Source organism: Kumtagia ephedrae (assembly GCF_003012745.1).
GTDB classification, from domain to species: Bacteria; Pseudomonadota; Alphaproteobacteria; order Rhizobiales; family Rhizobiaceae; genus Kumtagia; species Kumtagia ephedrae.
In genome coordinates this window covers 39139-56961 of the sequence record NZ_PXYK01000025.1, presented here as the reverse complement: position 1 = coordinate 56961, position 17823 = coordinate 39139, and the positions used below count along the sequence as shown (strand labels likewise).

The window sequence follows — 17823 nt, the reverse complement described above, 5'->3', positions numbered from 1 at the left end:
CGCGGCGCCCGCCGCTCACCTCTCATTCACTGGCATAAAACCCTTCCGCCCCTGCAGATTGCCGAGACGATCGAAAACCAGAATCTCCAGCTCCACATCCGCTCCCTTCAACGCCCCGGCCGCCGTCTTCCAAGCGCCCGCCGCCACCGCGTCGCCGATGGCCACCCCCTCCGCCCCGGCCAGCGAAAACGCCTCGGCGACGGTGTTGGCCTTCCGGATGGCATCCGCCAGCGCCGCCGACCCGCCTGCCGTGATCGCGACCGTCGCCAGCGCGTCCAAGTCGGCCGCGCCGCGCTTGGAGTGCACGTCCAGCATGCCCTGCGCCAGTTTCGTCATCTTGGCGACGCCGCCGGCGATGGTGACGCGCGCCACCGGATGCGCCCGCACATATTTCAGCATGCCGCCGACGAAGTCGCCCATGTCGATCAGCGCCACCTCGTGCAGGTCGTGGAACTTCTGCACGGCGGCTTCGGTGGTGTTGCCGGTCGAGCCGGCGATGTGGGTGAGCCCCATGGCTCGCGCCACGTCGATGCCGCGATGGATGGAGTGGATCCAGGCCGAGCAGGAATAGGGGATGACCACGCCGGTCGTGCCGAGGATGGAGATGCCGTGCAGAATGCCGAGGCGCGGATTGAGCGTCCTTTCGGCCAGCACGGCACCATTCGGCACCGACACCTCGACCTCGATGTCCGCCCCCTCGCCCGCCGCCTCGCGGACCGCCTGGGCGATCATCTTTCGCGGCACCGGGTTGATCGCCGGCTCGCCGACGGGGATCGGCAGGCCCGGCCGCGTCACCAGCCCGACCCCCTCGCCGCGGCGGAAGGTGACGCCGGAGCCGGCGGCGGCGCGCCGCGCGGTCGCCTTCACCAGCGCGCCATGCGTGACGTCGGGATCGTCGCCGGCGTCCTTGACGATGCCCGCCGTAGCCTCGCCATCGCGCACCTCGGTCGTCGCCAGCGCGAAGGCGACGCGCCGCCCGCCCGGCAGGCCGATCTCGACCGGATCGGGAAAATCGCCTGTGGTCAGCGCCGCGCAGGCGGCCTTGGCCGCCGCCGCCGCGCAGGCGCCGGTGGTCCATCCGCGCCGCAAGGGGCGATCTTCCGTCTCCATGATGCCGTCTATAGGCTTGCGGAAGCCGGGCGTCATCGTCCAAAGCGACACGCATGACGCTCGCCGACGCCCTCACCCGCCTCGACTACCGTCCGGCCGGATTTTTGGCCGGCCATGTCTGGCTGGCCGGAGCCGGGCCGGGCGATCCCGGCTGCCTGACGCTCGACGTACTGTCGGCGCTGACACAGGCCGACTGTGTGGTCTACGACGCCCTGGTCTCCGACAGAATCCTGGCCGCGGCCGGCCATGCCGAGCTGCATTTCGCCGGAAAGCGCGGCGGAAAGCCGTCGACCGAGCAGGAGGACATCACCCGCCGGCTGATCGACTTCGCCCGCGCCGGCCGGCGCGTACTCAGGCTGAAGGGCGGCGACCCCTATGTGTTCGGGCGCGGCGGCGAGGAGGCGCTGGCGCTGGTGCGCGCCGGCATCCCGTTCCGGGTCCTGCCCGGCCTCACCTCCGCCTTCGCGGGGCTCGCCGCCACGCGCATCCCGACCACCATGCGCGGCATCAACAAGGCTATCATCCTGGCCACCGGCCACGCCGCCGGCACCGACGAGGACCTCGACTGGGCCGCGCTGGCGAAAACCGGCCAGCCGATCGTCATCTATATGGGGCTGAAGAACCTGCCGCTGATCGCCGCCGCCCTCCAGTCCGGCGGCCTGCCGGCCGACACGCCGGCCGCCGTGGTCCAGCAGGCGACGACGCCGGACGAGCGTGTATTGACGGCGACGCTCGCCACGCTCGCCGAGGAAGCGGAGAAGGCCGGCATCGGTGCGCCGGCGCTGATCGTGGTCGGCCATATCGTGTCGATGCGCGCCGCGCTCGCGGGCCTGCCATGAGCGCGCGCGGGCTGATCGTCGGGGCGCCGCGCTCCGGCTCGGGCAAGACCAGCGTCACCATCGGTCTTCTGCGCGCGCTGAAGCGGCGCGGCCTCGCCGCGCGCGGCGCCAAGTCCGGTCCCGACTACATCGACCCGACCTTCCACGAGGCGGCCACCGGACTGCCGGGCGTCAATCTCGATTCCTGGGCGATGCCGCCCGCGCTGCTCGACACGCTCGCCGCTGAAGCGGGGCGCGACGCCGACATCGTCGTGATCGAAAGCGCCATGGGGCTTTTCGACGGCATCCCGGCGCCGGCTGGCCGCTCCGGTTCGGCCGCGGATCTGGCCCGCCGCTACGGCTTGCCGGTGCTGCTGGTGCTCGACGTCTCCGGCCAGTCCGAGACGGCGGCGGCGGTCGCCAAGGGTTTTGTCGCCTACGACCCGGCGGTGCGGATTGCCGGCGTGGTACTGAACCGCGTCGGCAGCGAGCGCCACCGAAAACTCGCCGGCGACGCCATCGAGCGGCTCGGCCTGCCGGTGGTCGGTTCGATCCTGCGCGATCCCCTGGTCACCATCCCCGAGCGCCATCTCGGCCTGGTGCAGGCCTCCGAGCACGCCGACCTCGACGCCCATATCGACCGCCTCGCCGACGTGATGGAGCGCTCGCTCGAGATAGGGCGGGTTGTCGAGATGGCAGGGGCGTTTGAGGTTCGGTCGCCGACAGCAGCTGCCACTCGCGATCCTCGTATCCGCTCCGTCCCACCCCCCTCTGTCCTGCCGGACATCTCCCCCGCAAGGGGGGAGATTGCGCCTGCCGCCACGCCTTCGCCAATCGCCAACGCTGCAGGAGGAGTGGCGGGGCCGAAGCTGCCAATCTCCCCCCTTGCGGGGGAGATGTCCGGCAGGACAGAGGGGGGTGGGACAGGCAGCGACCGAACCTCATCGACGAAGCTGCCCAGTCGGGGACAGGCACTGACAACCACCGCCCTGCCCCCGCCAGGTCAGCGCATTGCGCTGGCAAAGGACGCCGCCTTTACCTTCCTCTATCCGCATCTTGTCGCCCAATGGCAGGCGGCCGGCGCCGAGATCCGGCCGTTCTCGCCGCTCGCCGACGAGGCGCCGGACGAGAGCTGCGACGTCTGCTGGCTGCCCGGTGGCTACCCGGAACTCCACGCCGGCCGGCTGGCGGAAGCGGAAAACTTCGCCGCCGGCATGCGCCGCTTCGCCGCGACCCGCCCTGTCCATGGCGAGTGCGGCGGCTTCATGGTCTTGGGCGAAACGCTGGAGGATGCCGACGGCGTCACCCACACCATGCTCGGCCTGCTCGGCCATGCCACCAGCTTCGCCAAACGGCGCATGAATCTGGGCTACCGCCAGGCAAGACTGCTCGCCGACTGCCCGATCGGCGCGGTCGGCACGCTGGTTCGCGGCCACGAATTCCACTATGCCCGGCTGGTCGACGCCGGCCCCGACCAGCCGCTCGCCGAGCTCTTCGACGGCCAGGGCGCACCGCTCGGCGCCTTCGGCGGCCGCCGCGGGCTGGTCACCGGCACATTCTTCCACGCCATCGCGAGGGCGGGATGATGATTTTCGGTGCAGGCGCATGACCCTCTCCCCGCAAATCCTGCTGCGCGACGTCGGCCTGTGCGTCGCCTTCTTCACGCGCCTGCCGGTTCCCGCCTTCGATGCATCCGACCGCAGCCTGTCGGCTGCGTTCTGGGCCGCACCCGTGGCCGGCTGGGCGGTGGCGCTGATCGGCGGCCTGGCCTTCGCTCTGGCGAACGGGCTCGGCCTCGCCGCCGGCCCGGCGGCCGCGCTGGCGCTCGCCGCCACCATGCTCGCCACCGGCTGCCTGCACGAGGACGGGCTTTCCGACACCGCCGACGGTTTCGGCGGCGGACTCACAAGAGAGAGAACCCTGGAGATCATGCGCGACAGCCGCATCGGCGCCTTCGGCGCCTGCGCGCTGGCCCTGTCGATCCTGCTGCGCTGGAGCGCGCTGAGCGAGCTGGCCGGTCCCGGCGCGGTGTTTGCGGCGCTGATCGCCGCGCATGGCGCCTCGCGCGCATTGCTGCCGGCCCTGCTGCGGCTCGTCCCCCCTGCCCGCAGCGACGGGCTTTCGGCCGGCGCGGGCGCCGTCGAGGCCCCGGTCGCCAACACGGCACTGCTGCTGGGCGCCGCCTCGCTGCTCGCCCTCGGCCTCGCCGGCGTCGTCGCCGCCGCGCTGCTGCTCGCCGCCGCCTTCTTCCTTATGCGGGCACTCTGCCTGAAGAAGATCGGCGGCCAGACCGGCGACACGGCCGGCGCCCTGCAGCAGGTTGCCGAAATCCTCGTCCTTCTGGCCGCTTCGGCCGTCTTCTGATCAACGGAGCCTTTCCGATGAAATTCGCTTCCTTCGACGCGCTGCGGTCCGCCTGCCAGGACCTGCCCGCCGGCAGTCCCGCCGCGGCGGAGGCGGTCGCCCGCCGCCAGGACACGCTGACCAAGCCGCAGGGCAGCCTCGGCCGGCTGGAGACGCTGGTCGCCTGGCTGGCACGCTGGCAGGGCCGCGACACGCCCGACCTCGACAGGGTCAAGGTGCTCGTCTTCGCCGGCTCGCATGGCGTGACCGCCCAGGGCGTGTCGGCCTACCCGGCAGAGGTCACCGCGCAGATGGTCGCCAACTTCGCCGCCGGCGGGGCGGCGATCAACCAGCTCGCGCGCGCCGCCGGCGCCGAGCTCGACGTCATCGCGCTCGACATCGAGCGTCCGACGGGCGACTTCACCCTGCTGCCCGCCATGAGCGAGGAAGAGTTCCTGACGGCGGTCGGGCGCGGCTACGAGTCCGTCGAGGCGGGAACCGACCTCGTCTGCCTCGGCGAGATGGGCATCGGCAACACCACCGCCGCGGCGGCCATCGCGTCCGCCCTATTCGGCGGCGTCGACCAGTGGGTCGGGCGCGGCACCGGCGTCGACGACGCCGGGCTCGGCCGCAAGATGGCGGCGATCGAAGTCGCCGTAAAGCTGCACGGCGAGGTTTTGCACGACCCGCTGCGGGCGGCCGCCGCCGTCGGCGGCCGCGAACTCGCCGCCATCCTCGGCGCGACGCTGGCGGCGCGTCACAAAAACGTTCCGGTGCTGCTCGACGGCTTCGTCTCGACCGCCGCGGCGGCGCCGCTCATGCGGCTCCACCCGCATGGGCTCGACCATGCCGTGGCCGCCCACTGCTCGGCCGAGGCCGGCCATCGCGGGCTGCTCGCCGCCATGAACCTGAAGCCGCTGCTCGACCTGGGCATGCGGCTCGGCGAAGCCTCCGGCGCCTGCCTAGCCGTCAACATCCTGCGCTCGGCGCTCGCCTGCCACACCGGCATGGCGAGCTTCGCCGACGCAGGCGTTTCGGAAAAGGGCTGAGGCGGAACCATCTCCGCACGCTTCGCGTTCGGGGAAATATCTCCCCTTTCGCAAGGACATATGATGGCTTCCCTTTCCCGTTTCCGCGACGATGTGACCGACGACCTCGAGGCCCAGATGGCGAAGCTGCAGAAGGAGGTCAGGTCGCTGCGCAGGGCGTTGGGCAAACGCGGCTCGGCGGCCTATGACGACGCCTACGAAACCGCGTCCGACCTCTATGAAGGCATCTCCAGCCACATCGGCGACGCCCTGCCGGTGATTCGCGACCGCTCGCGCGCCGTCGGCCGCGCGGCATCGGATCATCCGGTGACGACCGCGGTCGTCGGCCTCGCGGTCATCGGCCTGCTCGTCGGGCTGTTGGCCCGCCGATAGGGCCGGCGCTGTCTCTGACCCGTCTAGCCGCGCCTGGACCACCGAAGGCCGTCCGCGCCAACGCGCGACGGCTTTTTCGCATGGCTGGAGTTCCGCCGACGCAGCCTCGCTCCTCGCCGCGCATGGCCCGAACCTCTGGCCGACTTGGCGCTATGCAGCCCTGAAAAGTCGTACTATATGACTTTCAAACGGCAGAGGCCGGTAGCGAAACGAGAGGGCCGGCGCGCGTCGCCGGAAAGACGAATGGCGCTGAGGCTGGTTCAACTCATCCATCAGGGCGAGCGGCGCGTCGCCGCCGTGGACGATGCCGGCGATGCGCGGCTGGTCGGCGGCGTGGCCTCCACCTACGAGCTCGCCTGCAGGGCGATCGAGGACGGCGTTTCGCTCGAGGCGACGGTGGCGGGCCTGCCCCAAGGACCGGAAGTCGATCTCGCCGCCGCGCTTGCCGAACGGCGCGTCCTTGCTCCCATCGACCATCCCGATCCGGCGCATCTCATGCTCGCTGGCACCGGCCTCACCCATCTCGGCTCGGCGGAAGGCCGCGACAAGATGCACAAGGCGGCCGCGTCGGCCGAGAAGCCGACCGATTCCATGCGCATGTTCCTGATGGGCGTCGAGGGCGGCAAGCCAAAGCCGGGCGAGGTCGGCGCGCAGCCGGAATGGTTCTTCAAGGGTGACGGCCTGAGCGTGATCGCGCCCGAGGCGCCGCTTGTCTCGCCGGCATTCGCCGAGGACGGCGGCGAGGAGCCGGAAATCGCGGCGATCTACGTCATCGGTCCCGATGGGACGCCGTTCCGCGTCGGTTTCTCTCTCGGCAACGAGTTTTCCGACCACATCACCGAGCGCCACAACTATCTCTGGCTGGCGCACTCCAAGCTCAGGCCGGCCTCGATCGGCCCGGAACTGTTGACCGGCCCGCTGCCCGGCCACGTCGAAGGCTTTTCGCGCATCCGCCGCGGCGGAAAGGTGATCTGGGAAAAGCCGTTCCTGTCGGGCGAGGACAACATGTCCCACACCATCGCCAATCTTGAGCACCACCACTTCAAATACGATCTGTTCCGCCGGCCGGGCGACGTGCATGTGCATTTCTTCGGCACCGCCACCCTGTCCTTCTCCGACGGCATCAAGCCGCAGGACGGCGACGTGTTCGAGATCGAGGCGAAGCCGTTTACCCTGCCGCTGCGCAACAGGCTGGCGACCGACCAGCCGAAACCGGTGGCGGTGAAGGCGCTTTAGGATCGCACAGATGACCCCGATCCGCATCGCCATCGTCGGCGTCGGCAAGATCGCGCGCGACCAGCATGTGCCGTCGATCGCCGCCAGCGCCGATTTCGACCTGGTCGCCACCGCCAGCCGTCACGGCAGCGTCGACGGGGTTCCAAGCTATCCCGACATCGAAGCGCTGCTGGAAAAGGTCGAACATTTCGACGCGGTGGCGCTGTGCATGCCGCCCGGACCGCGCCACGCCGCGGCACTGACCGCGCTGCGCGCCGGAAAACACGTGCTGCTCGAAAAGCCGCCCGGCGCGACTTTATCCGAGTTGGATGACCTCGTCGCCCTGGCGGCGGGACAGCGCGTGTCGCTCTTCGCCACGTGGCATTCGCGCTTCGCGGCCGGCGTCGCCCAGGCGAAGCAGTGGCTGGCCTCCAGGAATATCCGGTCCGTGCGCGTCGACTGGAAGGAGGACGTGCGCAAATGGCATCCGGGCCAGGCCTGGATCTGGGAACCGGGCGGCTTCGGCGTGTTCGATCCCGGCATCAATGCCCTGTCGATCGTCACTGAAATCCTGCCGATGCCGATCCATCTGACGGCCGCGACGCTGCAGTTCCCCGAGAACCGCACCCAGCCGATCGCCGCGGAGCTCACCTTCGCCGACGCAGCCGGCGAGCGCGCCACCGCCACCTTCGACTGGCGCCAGACCGGCCCGCAGACCTGGGACATCCGCGCCTCGACCGACGACGGCGATCTGCTGTTGCAGTCGGGTGGCGCCCGGCTCACCATTGACGGCAAGATGGTCGTCGATGGACGCGACGAGGAATATGCCGGCATCTACAGGCGCTTCGCCGGATTGATCGCGGCGCGGGAAAGCGACGTCGACCCGCGGCCGCTGCGCCACGTCGCCGACGCCTTCATGGTCGGCCGGCACGCCTTCGTCGAACCGTTCGAAGACTGATACAAGCCCCAGGAAACACCCGAGGACTCCAAGCCATGAGCAAGCCAGGAAACGGAGCGCACAAACCCAACGGGACGAGGCCGCTGCGCCGGTCGCAGGCCTGGTTCGACAACCCCGGCAACCCCGACATGACAGCGCTCTATCTCGAGCGCTACATGAATTTCGGCATCAGCCAGGAGGAATTCCAGTCGGGCCGGCCGATCATCGGCATCGCCCAGACCGGCTCCGACCTGTCGCCCTGCAACCGTCACCATCTCGACCTCGCCAAGCGCGTGCGCGAGGGCATCCGCGAGGCCGGCGGCATCGCCCTGGAATTCCCCGTCCATCCGATCCAGGAGACCGGCAAGCGCCCGACCGCCGGCCTCGACCGCAACCTCGCCTATCTCGGCTTGGTCGAGGTGCTCTATGGCTACCCGCTCGACGGCGTCGTGCTCACTATCGGCTGCGACAAGACCACGCCCGCCTGCCTGATGGCGGCAGCGACCGTCAACATCCCCGCCATCGCGCTGTCGGTCGGGCCGATGCTCAACGGCTGGTTCCGCGGCGAGCGCACCGGCTCCGGCACCATCGTGTGGAAGGCGCGCGAGTTGATGGCGGCGGGCGAGATCGACTATGCCGGCTTCGTCAGCCTGGTCGCCTCGTCGGCTCCGTCGACCGGTTACTGCAACACCATGGGCACGGCGACCACCATGAACTCGCTGGCCGAGGCACTCGGCATGCAGCTTCCTGGCTCGGCCGCCATCCCCGCGCCGCACCGCGACCGCCAGGAAGTGGCCTATCTCACGGGAAAACGCATCGTCGAGATGGTGGACGAGGACCTGAAGCCCTCCGACATCCTCACCCGCGACGCCTTCATCAACGCCATCCGCGTCAATTCGGCGATCGGCGGCTCGACCAACGCGCCGATCCACCTCAACGGCCTCGCTCGCCATGTCGGCGTCGAGCTCACCATCGACGACTGGCAGACTTATGGGGAAGAGATTCCGCTGCTGGTCAACCTGCAGCCGGCCGGCGAATATCTCGGCGAGGACTATCACCACGCCGGCGGCGTGCCGGCCGTCGTCAACCAGTTGATGAGCAGGGGCCTCATCAACGAGGACGCGCTCACCGTCAACGGCAAGACGATGGGCGAGAATTGCCGTGACGCGAAGATCCTCGACGAGAAGGTGATCTGGCCGATCGACCGTCCGCTCAAGGAGCATGCCGGCTTCCGCGTTCTGCGCGGCAACCTGTTCGACTCGGCGATCATGAAGCTCAGCGTCATCTCGCAGGAGTTCCGCGACCGTTATCTCTCCAATCCCAAGGACCCCAATGCCTTCGAGGGGCCGGCCGTGGTGTTCGACGGACCGGAGGACTATCACGCCCGCATCGACGATCCGGATCTCCATATCGACGAGACCACTGTGCTGTTCATGCGCGGCGCCGGTCCGATCGGCTATCCGGGTGCCGCCGAGGTGGTGAACATGCGCGCGCCCGACTATCTTTTGAAGCGCGGCATCCATTCGCTGCCCTGCATCGGCGACGGCCGCCAGTCCGGCACGTCGGGTTCGCCCTCGATCCTCAACGCCTCGCCGGAGGCGGCGGCCGGCGGCGGGCTGGCCATCCTGAGGACCGGCGACCGGGTGCGCATCGACCTCGGCAAGGGCACCGCCGACATCCTCGTCCCCAACGAGGAGCTGGCGCGCCGGCGCACCGAGCTCGAGGCCTCCGGCGGCTACAAATATCCCGACCACCAGACGCCCTGGCAGGAGATCCAGCGCTCGATGATCGGCCAGATGGAAACCGGCGCGGTGCTGGAGCCGGCGGTGCGTTACCAGCGCATCGCCCAGACCAAGGGCATTCCAAGGGACAATCACTGAGGTGGACGACCGCCGATGACGGGAACGCGGCAGCAAAGGACGATCGCCTCCCGCGATGGGGGTGCCGGCCGCTGCCGTTGTTTTCCCGTTTCCCGGCGGGATTCTACACCGCAGGAGTCTCCCTTGTCCGGCAACCAAGCTCGGGGCGGACCGCGCCGTCCCCACGAACCCCAGCCAGACCACTCTCAGGAGGCTCGCTAAAGCAACCGATGGGCCTGCTCCAGACAGTGATCACCGGCCAGCGGTCGCGCAGCAACCACGCGCACATCGTCGACTCGCTCGGCCTCGACATCGTCTCCGGCACCATCCCCAGCGGCTCCACCCTGCCCGGCGACACCGAGTTGATGGCGCGCTTCGGCGTGTCGCGCACCGTGCTGCGCGAGGCTCTGAAGACGCTCGCCGCCAAGGGCCTGATCGTGCCGCGCGCCCGCATCGGCACCCGCGTCACCAGCCGCGAGAGCTGGAGCCTGTTCGACGCCGATATCCTCAACTGGCACTTCGAGGCTGGCATCAACGACGCCTTCCTCGTGCACCTCAGCGAAATCCGCCTGGCCTTCGAGCCCTATGCCGCCGGTCTCGCCGCAGAGCGCGCCTCGGCCGCCGACGTCGCCCATCTCGAACGCCTTGCCCTGGACATGGGCAAGGACGGCCACAGCGCCGAAAGCCACGCCATGGCCGACCTGAAGTTCCACCTCGCGGTGGCGGAGGCGTCGCGCAACCCGTTCATGCGCTCGGTCGGCAATCTGATCGAGGCGGCGCTGGTCGGCGTCTTCAACCTGTCCTCGCCGACGGCCGACATCAGCGAGGTGCACCGTGCCTCGGCCTCCCACCACCGCATCGTCGAGGCGATCCGCGCCCGCGACGCGGCCGCTGCGCGGGCCGCGATGGAGGCGGTGATCATCACCGGCGTCGAGCGGGTGCGGCTGGCGCTACGCCGGCGCCAGTAGGTCAGGTCAGGGCGTGGAGACCGGCGGCTCGGCCTTGTGCCGCCGGCCGGCCAGGTTGAGCAAATTGCCCGCCAGGATCAGCACGGTTCCGAGCACCGTGAACAGGTCGACCTTCTCCGCATAGGCGAAGTAGCCGAGCGCCGCCGTCGCCGGCACGCGCATGAAATCCATCGGCGTGACCACGGTGGCGTCGGCATGCACCAGGGCGCGCGCCATGCAGTAATGCGCGTAGGAGCCACCGAAGGAGATCACCACCAGCCAGGGCCAGAGTTCGATCGACGGCGTGCGCCACACCAGCAGCGCGGGCACGAGCCCGATCGCCGACTGGATGACCAGCATCCAGAAGATGATTGCCACCACCGATTCGGTGCGCGTCAGCGATTTGGTCATGACGAAGGAGATGGCAAAGGCGACGGCGGCCCCCAGCACGATGAGCTGGCCGATCTGGAAGCTCCCGGCGCCCGGCCGCACGATGGCGGCCACGCCGATCACCCCAAGCACGATCGCGACGATCTTCGCTGGCGTCATCCGTTCGCCGAGAAAGGTGACGGCCAGCAGCGCCGTCCAGATCGGCATGGTGAACTCGATGGCAATGAGTTGCGCCAGCGGGATCATGGTCAGCGCCACCAGCCAGGAGAACTGGCCGGTATAGTGGGCGACGTTGCGGCCTATATGCTGAAGGGGGCGAGCCGTCGCCATGGCCCGCAGCCCACCGAGCCGGTGCACCAGCGGATAGAGCAGGACGAGGCCGATCAGCGAGCGGATCTCCATGACCTGGAAGACGTCGAGCTCACGGGTGGTTTCCCGCCCGGCCCAGGTCATCAGGATCATGCACCCCAGCGAGCAGGCCATCCAGAAGGCCGCCTTGAGGTTGGATTGCGTCTGCATGCAGCCCGTTTCGCAAGCCTTACGGGACGATGCAATCGCTAGTGGCGAACAAGCGCTGGGCCAGTCGGAGGACAAAGCCGCCGGCGGCTCGCCTCCCGTCAGATCGATGCGCCGCCGCATCGTGGTAAACCAAGCCTTAAGCGATTCCGGCGCATGATCGGCGCATGGCTGGATTCATGCTTCCACGACTGCGATGGCTGGTGATCGGTGCGCTCGCCGCCGGCGCCTGGGCGATGACCCAGGAGCCGCCGAAGCGCGAGCATTGGCAGCGCCAGCGCACCGGCGAGAGCGCATCGGTCGAGAAGAGGAAGCCGACGGAAAGCACCCCTGCCCTCGCCGCCGCGCCGGCGCCGAAACCCTCGCCCATGGTGACCAGCTCGATCCCGCGGCCGGAAAAGCCGGTGGCGCGGATCGAGGCCGAGACGCTGCGCACCACCGAGAAGGTGCGCCTGCGCAAGGAAGCGAGCACGGCGAGCCCCGTGGTGGCGATGCTCAAGGCCGGACAGGCCCTCGAGGCCACGGTCGCGGACGGCAAGTGGCGCAAGGTCACGGTGGACGGCATGGTCGGCTGGGTGCACAGCGACTATCTCACCGCCCGCGCACCGCGGCCGACGACGGAAATGGCCGCCGTGCCGCGGCCAAGGGCCGATGTGGCGCCGATCTCTGAACCGGCGGCGGCCATCCCTGCCGTTGCGTCGCCGGCCGACAAGTCGATCTGGGGAGCGATGAGACCTGCCCGTGCGCCGCAAGGCGGCGACTGCCAGTGCCCCTACGACATCATGCTCAACGGCCAGCAGTGCGGCGAGCGCAGCGCCTATGCGCGCGGCAAGGGCGCGGAGTGCTATTTCTGAACGTCCCTGCGGGGCGATCCCGAGACGGACGGCCGCGCCTCACCCTTCCGCGATCTCGTCGAGGATGCGCTGGTGCAGCGCCGCGGCAGCCGGCGACAGCACCCGGTTGCGCACCTTGATCAGGCTGTAGGGCTGCACGACGATGTCGAAATCGATCGGCAGCACGTCGATAGCCCCGCCGAGCCCCTGCTCGCCGCGGATGAAGCGCGCCACTTCCACCGACACCGGCGCGATCGCATCGGACTGCGCCACCATGACCAGCGTGAGCAGCAGCGAGCCGGTGTTCAGCACCCGCTCCGGCAGCGGAATGTTGCGGCTCAGGAAGATGCGCTCGAGCGTACGTCGCAGCAGCGAGCCGGCCGGCTGGAACACCCAGTCGTAATCGGCCAGCCGGTCGGTCGGCACGGTGCCGTCGCCGGCCAGCGGATGGCCGCGGCGCACGATCAGGCAGGCCTTCTCGATGCCGATCTCGCGGCTCTCGAACTGGCGCGGGTTGAGGTCGTCCGGGATGCGCGCGATGATGAAGTCATGGCGCGAGGCGAGCAGCTCGCGCGCCAGCACCGGGCTGGTGTCGACCTGGATATTGACCTCGAGCCGCGGGTTGTCGGCGCGCATCTTGCCGATCGCCGGCACCGCGAGCTCTATCGCCGGCGCGGTCACCGCGCCGAGGAAGACCGAGCCGCCCTTGCCCGAGCGCAGGTCCGAGATCTCGCGGTCGACCTCCCTCAACTCCAGCAGGATGGCGCGGGCGCGCCGCGCCAGCGCGCGGCCGTAGGCGGTGAGCCCCACGCCGCGCGACAGGCGCTGGCAGAGCGGCGCCTTCAAAATCCCCTCCATCTCGGCGATCATGCGCGAGGCCGCCGGCTGCGACATGCCGAGCACCTGCGCGGCGGCGCTCACCTGGCCGTGGTCGTCGAGGGCCACGATCATGCGCATGTGGGCAAGCTTCAGCCCGCTCCTGAGCAGCGTGTCGGCGCCGACCACCGGCATGTCGGCATGGTATGTCGGATGGTGGTCCGGACCGGCATCCTGCATTCGCATCCTCCTGTTCTGCGCACGCCACGATATACCAGACTGGATATATCTTTCGTCATAATTCTGATTTGACAGTCATATCGAATTGGACACAGTGTCAGGCGGTCTCGGGCCCTCCCCTGACGGGCGTTCGAGTGCGCCCTGACGAAGGGCCGGAGGGAGCGGGAGGACTTCGGAACAGCATGCGACTGACCCCTGGGGCCGCCCCACATGAGCGACCGCGCGCCGGCTGCGCTCGATTTGGACAAGGGAGAACAACACCGTGAAGATCATCAAGACATTGGTCGGCGCCCTGGCAATAAGCCTGGCTGGCCTGACCTTTGCCGCCCACGCCCAGGACAAGGGCCTGGTCGGCATCGCCATGCCGACGAAATCCTCGCTGCGCTGGATCAGCGACGGCAACGAGTTGAAGGCCGCGCTGGAGGCCAAGGGCTACACCGTCGACCTGCAATATGCCGAGGACGACATCCCCAACCAGCTCGCCCAGATCGAGAACATGGTGACCAAGGGTTCCAAGGCCCTGGTGATCGCCTCGATCGACGGCACGACGCTGAGCCAGGTGTTGCAGCAGGCGAAAGACAGCGGCGCGATCACGGTCGCCTATGACCGCCTGATCCGCGAAAGCCCCAACGTCGACTATTACACCACCTTCGACAACTTCAAGGTTGGCGTGCTGCAGGCCGAGTCGATCCTCAAGGGCCTCGGCTACCCCGAGAAGCAGGGTCCGTTCAATATCGAGCTGTTCGGCGGCTCGCCCGACGACAACAACGCCTTCTTCTTCTACGACGGCGCCATGAGCGTGCTGCAGCCGCTGATCGACAAGGGCGTGCTGGTGGTGAAGTCAGGCCAGATGGGCATGGAGAAGGTAGGCACACTGCGCTGGGACGCCGCGGTCGCACAGGCCCGCATGGACAACATCCTGTCGGCCAACTACTCGGACGGCAGCCGCGTCGATGCGGTTCTGGCGCCATATGACGGCCTGTCGCGCGGCATCATCTCGTCGCTGCGCGGCGTCGGCTACGGCTCGGCCGACCAGCCGTGGCCGATCATTTCCGGCCAGGACGCCGAGACCCCGTCGATCAAGGCGATCATCGCCGGCGAGCAGTATTCGACCGTGTTCAAGGACACGCGCGAGCTGGCCAAGGTGACTGCCAATCTCGTCGACGCCGCTCTCTCCGGCGGCAAGCCCGAGATCAACGACGAGAAGACCTACAACAACGGCGTCAAGGTGGTTCCGTCCTACCTGCTCGTCCCGGTCTCGGTCGACAAGTCGAACTATGAAGAGATCGTCGTCGGCTCGGGCTACATCAAGGCCGAGGACCTGAAGTAATCGACATCGCCTTCTCTCCGGCTGCGGGGAGAAGGCGGCCCGGCCGGATGAGGGGCGGCGTCAACTCTGCCGCGTTCGGGTCGCACCTCATCCGCCTGCCGGCCTCCTTCCCGCGACAGCGGGAGAAAGGGCTTGCGGGGCCTGCCGGCCGCGCATCGTCGGCCGTAGGATATTGCGGGCTCTTGAGCTATTCTCTGTGGCCGACTATCGGCGGCCAGGCATCGAAGACGATCATCCATGACAGACACCATTCTGGAGATGCGCGGCATCACCAAGACGTTTCCGGGCGTCAAGGCGCTCGAGAACGTCAACCTGAAGGTCCGCCGCGGCGACATCCACGCCATCTGCGGCGAGAACGGCGCAGGCAAATCGACGCTGATGAAGGTGCTTTCCGGAGTCTATCCCTTCGGCAGCTATGACGGCGACGTGCGCTACGAAGGCAATGAGTGCCGGTTCCACGGCATCCACGATTCCGAAAAGGTCGGCATCGTCATCATCCATCAGGAACTGGCACTGGTGCCGATGCTCTCCATCGCCGAGAACATGTTCCTGGGCAATGAGCAGGCTAGCGCCGGCGTGATCGACTGGAACCGGACCAAGCGGCGCGCTTCCGAGCTGCTGCGCAAGGTCGGGCTGCGCGAGGACCCCGATACGCTGATCACCAATATCGGCACCGGCAAGCAGCAGCTCGTCGAGATCGCCAAGGCGCTGGCCAAGGACGTCAAGCTGCTGATCCTGGACGAGCCGACGGCATCGCTGTCCGAGAAGGACAGCCAGGCCCTGCTCGACCTCCTGCTCGAATTCAAGACGCAGGGCCTCACCTCGATCATGATCTCGCACAAGCTCAACGAGATCAAACGCATCGCCGACCGGATAACGGTGATCCGCGACGGCCAGTCGATCGAGACGATGGACAAGGCCGACATCACCGAGGACCGCATCGTCACCTCGATGGTCGGACGCACGCTGGAGAACCGCTATCCCAGCCGCACGCCCAAGATCGGCGAGACCATTTTCGAAGTGAAGAACTGGTCCGTCTACCACCCCCAGCACCCCGAGCGGCAGGTGATCAAGGGCATCAACCTGCATGTGAAGAAGGGCGAGGTGGTCGGCATCGCCGGCCTGATGGGCGCCGGACGCACCGAATTCGCCATGAGCGTGTTCGGCCGCAGCTATGGCATCAACGTCACCGGCGAGGTGTTTCTGCACGGCAAGCCGGCCGACACCTCGACGGTGCACCGGGCGGTCGCCAGCGGGCTCGCCTACGCCACGGAGGACAGAAAAGTCTACGGCCTCAACCTGATCGACCACATCAAGCACAACGTGACCATAGCCAACCTGCCCGGTGTTTCGAAGTCGGGCGTCATCGACGACATGGACGAGCTGAAGGTCGCTAACGAATACCGCAGGAAGACCAATATCCGCTCCTCCAGCGTCTATCAGATCACCGGCAACCTCTCCGGCGGCAACCAGCAGAAGGTCGTGCTGTCGAAATGGCTGTTCGCCAATCCCGACGTGCTGATCCTCGACGAGCCGACGCGCGGCATCGACGTCGGCGCGAAATATGAGATCTACACCATCATCAACAGGCTTGCCGGCGAAGGCAAAGGCATACTGGTCATCTCCTCCGAGATGCCGGAACTGCTCGGCATCTGCGACCGCATCTACGTGCTGAACGAAGGGCGCATCGTCGGCGAGCTCGCCGGCCACGAGGCGAGCCAGGAAAAGATCATGCGGGCGATCGTCCGCGGAGAAGAGAAGGCAGCGTCATGAGCACCGAGACCGCCGCACCGCCCGCCAGCGCCGCCAAGGCCACTGTCCAGGACGCCGTCAGGGAGAATCTGCGCGAATACGGCCTGGTGATCGCGCTGATCGCGATCATGGTGTTCTTCTGGTACATGACCAACGGGGTGCTGTTCTATCCCGTCAACCTGACCAACGTCGTCCTGCAGAACTCCTACATCATCGTGATGGCGCTGGGCATGCTCCTGGTCATCGTCGCCGGGCACATCGACCTGTCGGTCGGCGCGGTAGCCGGCTTCATCGGCGCCGTGGCGGCGATCCTGATGGTCGACTACGGCATGAACCCGCTGCTCGCCGGCCTCCTGTGCATCGCCTTCGGCGCGGTGATCGGCGGCATACAGGGCTATTTCATCGCCTATATGAAGATCCCGTCCTTCATCGTCACGCTGGCGGGCATGCTGGTGTTCAAGGGCCTGCTGCTCAACGTGCTGAGCGGCCGCTCCGTCGGCCCCTTCCCGCCGCTGTTCCAGTTGCTCAGCGCCGGCTTCATCCCCGACGTGATCGGGCCCTTCACCCTCGTCGCGCCGACCCTCAACGCATCCGGCGCGCCGATGCCGGGAACCGGCATCGTGCTGCATTCGACGACCCTCGTCATCGGCGTCCTGATCGTGCTGGCCATGCTCTATCTGGCGGTGCAGAGCCGCCGCAGCCGCGAGAGCCACGGCTACGAGGCGGAACCGTTCGTCTTCTTCGTCATCAAGAACCTAGTGATCTCGGCGATCATCCTGTTCCTGATGTACAAGTTCGCCTCCTTCCGCGGCCTGCCCAACGTGCTGGTGGTGATGGGCGTGCTGATCGCGCTGTTCGTCTTCATCACCAAGCGCATGACCTTCGGCCGGCGCATCTACGCCATCGGCGGCAACCTCAAGGCGGCGGCGCTTTCCGGCATCAACACGGAGCGGCTGACCTTCCACATCTTCGCCATCATGGGCATGCTGGCCGCCCTTGCCGGCCTCATCTATTCCGCCCGCCTCAACATGGCGACGCCGAAAGCCGGCGCCGGCCTGGAGCTCGACGTCATCGCCGCCGTGTTCGTCGGCGGCGCTTCGGCGCTGGGCGGCGTCGGCCAGGTCACCGGCGCGGTCATCGGCGCCTTCATCATGGGCGTGATGAACAACGGCATGGGCATCATGGGCATCAATATCGACTGGCAGCAGGTCATCAAGGGTCTGGTGCTGCTCGGCGCCGTTGCCTTCGACCTTTACAACAAGAAGAAGGGATGAGCGAGAGCCGGTACGCGACTCC

The 17823-nt window shown here is 67.9% G+C and carries 16 protein-coding genes; 13 read left to right on the top strand and 3 right to left on the bottom strand.

Features of this window, described 5'->3' with window-relative positions:
* Nucleotides 1–15: 15 nt before the first annotated feature.
* The gene (locus C7I84_RS22415; RefSeq protein WP_106774480.1) at nucleotides 16–1110 is read right to left on the bottom strand and encodes a cobalt-precorrin-5B (C(1))-methyltransferase; all 1095 of its coding nucleotides are present in this window, start codon (nucleotides 1108–1110) and stop codon (nucleotides 16–18) included.
* A gap of 53 nt (nucleotides 1111–1163) precedes the next feature.
* On the opposite strand from C7I84_RS22415, the gene cobA reads away from it, so the two are divergent.
* The 9 genes from cobA to C7I84_RS22370 all read left to right on the top strand — a co-directional run bounded on the left by cobA (nucleotide 1164) and on the right by C7I84_RS22370 (nucleotide 10671).
* Nucleotides 1164–1949, top strand: coding sequence for a uroporphyrinogen-III C-methyltransferase (gene cobA / locus C7I84_RS22410; RefSeq protein WP_106774447.1), 786 nt, complete (start codon nucleotides 1164–1166; stop codon nucleotides 1947–1949).
* Nucleotides 1946–3514, top strand: coding sequence for a cobyrinic acid a,c-diamide synthase CobB (locus C7I84_RS22405; protein WP_106774446.1), 1569 nt, complete (start codon nucleotides 1946–1948; stop codon nucleotides 3512–3514). The genes cobA and C7I84_RS22405 overlap by 4 nt, the downstream gene beginning before the upstream one ends.
* A gap of 19 nt (nucleotides 3515–3533) precedes the next feature.
* Nucleotides 3534–4292, top strand: a complete 759-nt coding sequence (locus tag C7I84_RS22400; RefSeq protein ID WP_106774445.1) for an adenosylcobinamide-GDP ribazoletransferase — start codon at nucleotides 3534–3536, stop codon at nucleotides 4290–4292.
* Nucleotides 4293–4309: 17 nt separating this feature from the next.
* The gene (gene cobT / locus C7I84_RS22395; protein WP_106774444.1) at nucleotides 4310–5320 is read left to right on the top strand and encodes a nicotinate-nucleotide--dimethylbenzimidazole phosphoribosyltransferase; all 1011 of its coding nucleotides are present in this window, start codon (nucleotides 4310–4312) and stop codon (nucleotides 5318–5320) included.
* 63 nt (nucleotides 5321–5383) lie between these two features.
* Nucleotides 5384–5692: a hypothetical protein gene (locus C7I84_RS22390; RefSeq protein ID WP_106774479.1), complete on the top strand. Its 309-nt coding sequence runs from the start codon at nucleotides 5384–5386 to the stop codon at nucleotides 5690–5692.
* 243 nt (nucleotides 5693–5935) lie between these two features.
* The gene (araD1, locus tag C7I84_RS22385; RefSeq protein ID WP_106774443.1) at nucleotides 5936–6928 is read left to right on the top strand and encodes an AraD1 family protein; all 993 of its coding nucleotides are present in this window, start codon (nucleotides 5936–5938) and stop codon (nucleotides 6926–6928) included.
* 10 nt (nucleotides 6929–6938) lie between these two features.
* On the top strand, nucleotides 6939–7865 hold the full coding sequence (locus C7I84_RS22380) for a Gfo/Idh/MocA family protein (protein ID WP_106774442.1): 927 nt from the start codon (nucleotides 6939–6941) through the stop codon (nucleotides 7863–7865).
* 35 nt (nucleotides 7866–7900) lie between these two features.
* Nucleotides 7901–9724, top strand: a complete 1824-nt coding sequence (locus tag C7I84_RS22375) for an IlvD/Edd family dehydratase (protein WP_106774441.1) — start codon at nucleotides 7901–7903, stop codon at nucleotides 9722–9724.
* Between the two features lie 209 nt (nucleotides 9725–9933).
* Nucleotides 9934–10671, top strand: coding sequence for a FadR/GntR family transcriptional regulator (locus tag C7I84_RS22370; protein WP_106774440.1), 738 nt, complete (start codon nucleotides 9934–9936; stop codon nucleotides 10669–10671).
* A gap of 6 nt (nucleotides 10672–10677) precedes the next feature.
* Here the strand turns inward: C7I84_RS22370 and C7I84_RS22365 are convergent, their stop codons facing one another.
* Nucleotides 10678–11559, bottom strand: a complete 882-nt coding sequence (locus C7I84_RS22365; RefSeq protein WP_106774439.1) for a DMT family transporter — start codon at nucleotides 11557–11559, stop codon at nucleotides 10678–10680.
* 176 nt (nucleotides 11560–11735) lie between these two features.
* Here C7I84_RS22365 and C7I84_RS22360 point away from each other — a divergent pair, with 176 nt between their 5' ends.
* Nucleotides 11736–12410 carry an SH3 domain-containing protein gene (locus C7I84_RS22360; RefSeq protein ID WP_165816178.1) on the top strand — a complete coding sequence of 225 codons (675 nt, stop codon included), beginning with the start codon at nucleotides 11736–11738 and terminating at the stop codon, nucleotides 12408–12410.
* Between the two features lie 39 nt (nucleotides 12411–12449).
* Here the strand turns inward: C7I84_RS22360 and C7I84_RS22355 are convergent, their stop codons facing one another.
* Nucleotides 12450–13400: a LysR family transcriptional regulator gene (locus tag C7I84_RS22355; RefSeq protein WP_245428567.1), complete on the bottom strand. Its 951-nt coding sequence runs from the start codon at nucleotides 13398–13400 to the stop codon at nucleotides 12450–12452.
* A 307-nt stretch (nucleotides 13401–13707) separates the two neighbouring features.
* On the opposite strand from C7I84_RS22355, the gene chvE reads away from it, so the two are divergent.
* The 3 genes from chvE to mmsB all read left to right on the top strand — a co-directional run bounded on the left by chvE (nucleotide 13708) and on the right by mmsB (nucleotide 17801).
* Nucleotides 13708–14775 (top strand): multiple monosaccharide ABC transporter substrate-binding protein, encoded by a 1068-nt coding sequence (gene chvE, locus C7I84_RS22350; RefSeq protein ID WP_106774436.1) that lies wholly within the window; start codon nucleotides 13708–13710, stop codon nucleotides 14773–14775.
* A 237-nt stretch (nucleotides 14776–15012) separates the two neighbouring features.
* Entirely contained in the window at nucleotides 15013–16548 is a 1536-nt protein-coding gene (gene mmsA, locus C7I84_RS22345; protein WP_106774435.1) for a multiple monosaccharide ABC transporter ATP-binding protein, read from the top strand.
* A complete protein-coding gene (mmsB, locus tag C7I84_RS22340) occupies nucleotides 16545–17801 on the top strand; it encodes a multiple monosaccharide ABC transporter permease (protein WP_106774434.1) in 1257 nt (418 codons plus the stop codon). Before mmsA ends, mmsB begins: the two co-directional genes overlap by 4 nt.
* The last annotated feature ends 22 nt before the right edge of the window (nucleotides 17802–17823 follow it).

Coding starts and splice junctions, on each gene's coding strand:
- araD1 (WP_106774443.1), top strand. CDS start 5,936: ATGGCGCTGAGGCTGGTTCAACTCATCCATCAGGGCGAGCGGCGCGTC.
- C7I84_RS22415 (WP_106774480.1), bottom strand. CDS start 1,110: ATGGAGACGGAAGATCGCCCCTTGCGGCGCGGATGGACCACCGGCGCC.
- C7I84_RS22355 (WP_245428567.1), bottom strand. CDS start 13,400: ATGCCGGTGGTCGGCGCCGACACGCTGCTCAGGAGCGGGCTGAAGCTT.
- C7I84_RS22365 (WP_106774439.1), bottom strand. CDS start 11,559: ATGCAGACGCAATCCAACCTCAAGGCGGCCTTCTGGATGGCCTGCTCG.
- C7I84_RS22380 (WP_106774442.1), top strand. CDS start 6,939: ATGACCCCGATCCGCATCGCCATCGTCGGCGTCGGCAAGATCGCGCGC.
- C7I84_RS22405 (WP_106774446.1), top strand. CDS start 1,946: ATGAGCGCGCGCGGGCTGATCGTCGGGGCGCCGCGCTCCGGCTCGGGC.
- C7I84_RS22360 (WP_165816178.1), top strand. CDS start 11,736: ATGCTTCCACGACTGCGATGGCTGGTGATCGGTGCGCTCGCCGCCGGC.
- cobT (WP_106774444.1), top strand. CDS start 4,310: ATGAAATTCGCTTCCTTCGACGCGCTGCGGTCCGCCTGCCAGGACCTG.
- C7I84_RS22390 (WP_106774479.1), top strand. CDS start 5,384: ATGGCTTCCCTTTCCCGTTTCCGCGACGATGTGACCGACGACCTCGAG.
- C7I84_RS22370 (WP_106774440.1), top strand. CDS start 9,934: ATGGGCCTGCTCCAGACAGTGATCACCGGCCAGCGGTCGCGCAGCAAC.
- C7I84_RS22400 (WP_106774445.1), top strand. CDS start 3,534: ATGACCCTCTCCCCGCAAATCCTGCTGCGCGACGTCGGCCTGTGCGTC.
- mmsA (WP_106774435.1), top strand. CDS start 15,013: ATGACAGACACCATTCTGGAGATGCGCGGCATCACCAAGACGTTTCCG.
- C7I84_RS22375 (WP_106774441.1), top strand. CDS start 7,901: ATGAGCAAGCCAGGAAACGGAGCGCACAAACCCAACGGGACGAGGCCG.
- mmsB (WP_106774434.1), top strand. CDS start 16,545: ATGAGCACCGAGACCGCCGCACCGCCCGCCAGCGCCGCCAAGGCCACT.
- cobA (WP_106774447.1), top strand. CDS start 1,164: ATGACGCTCGCCGACGCCCTCACCCGCCTCGACTACCGTCCGGCCGGA.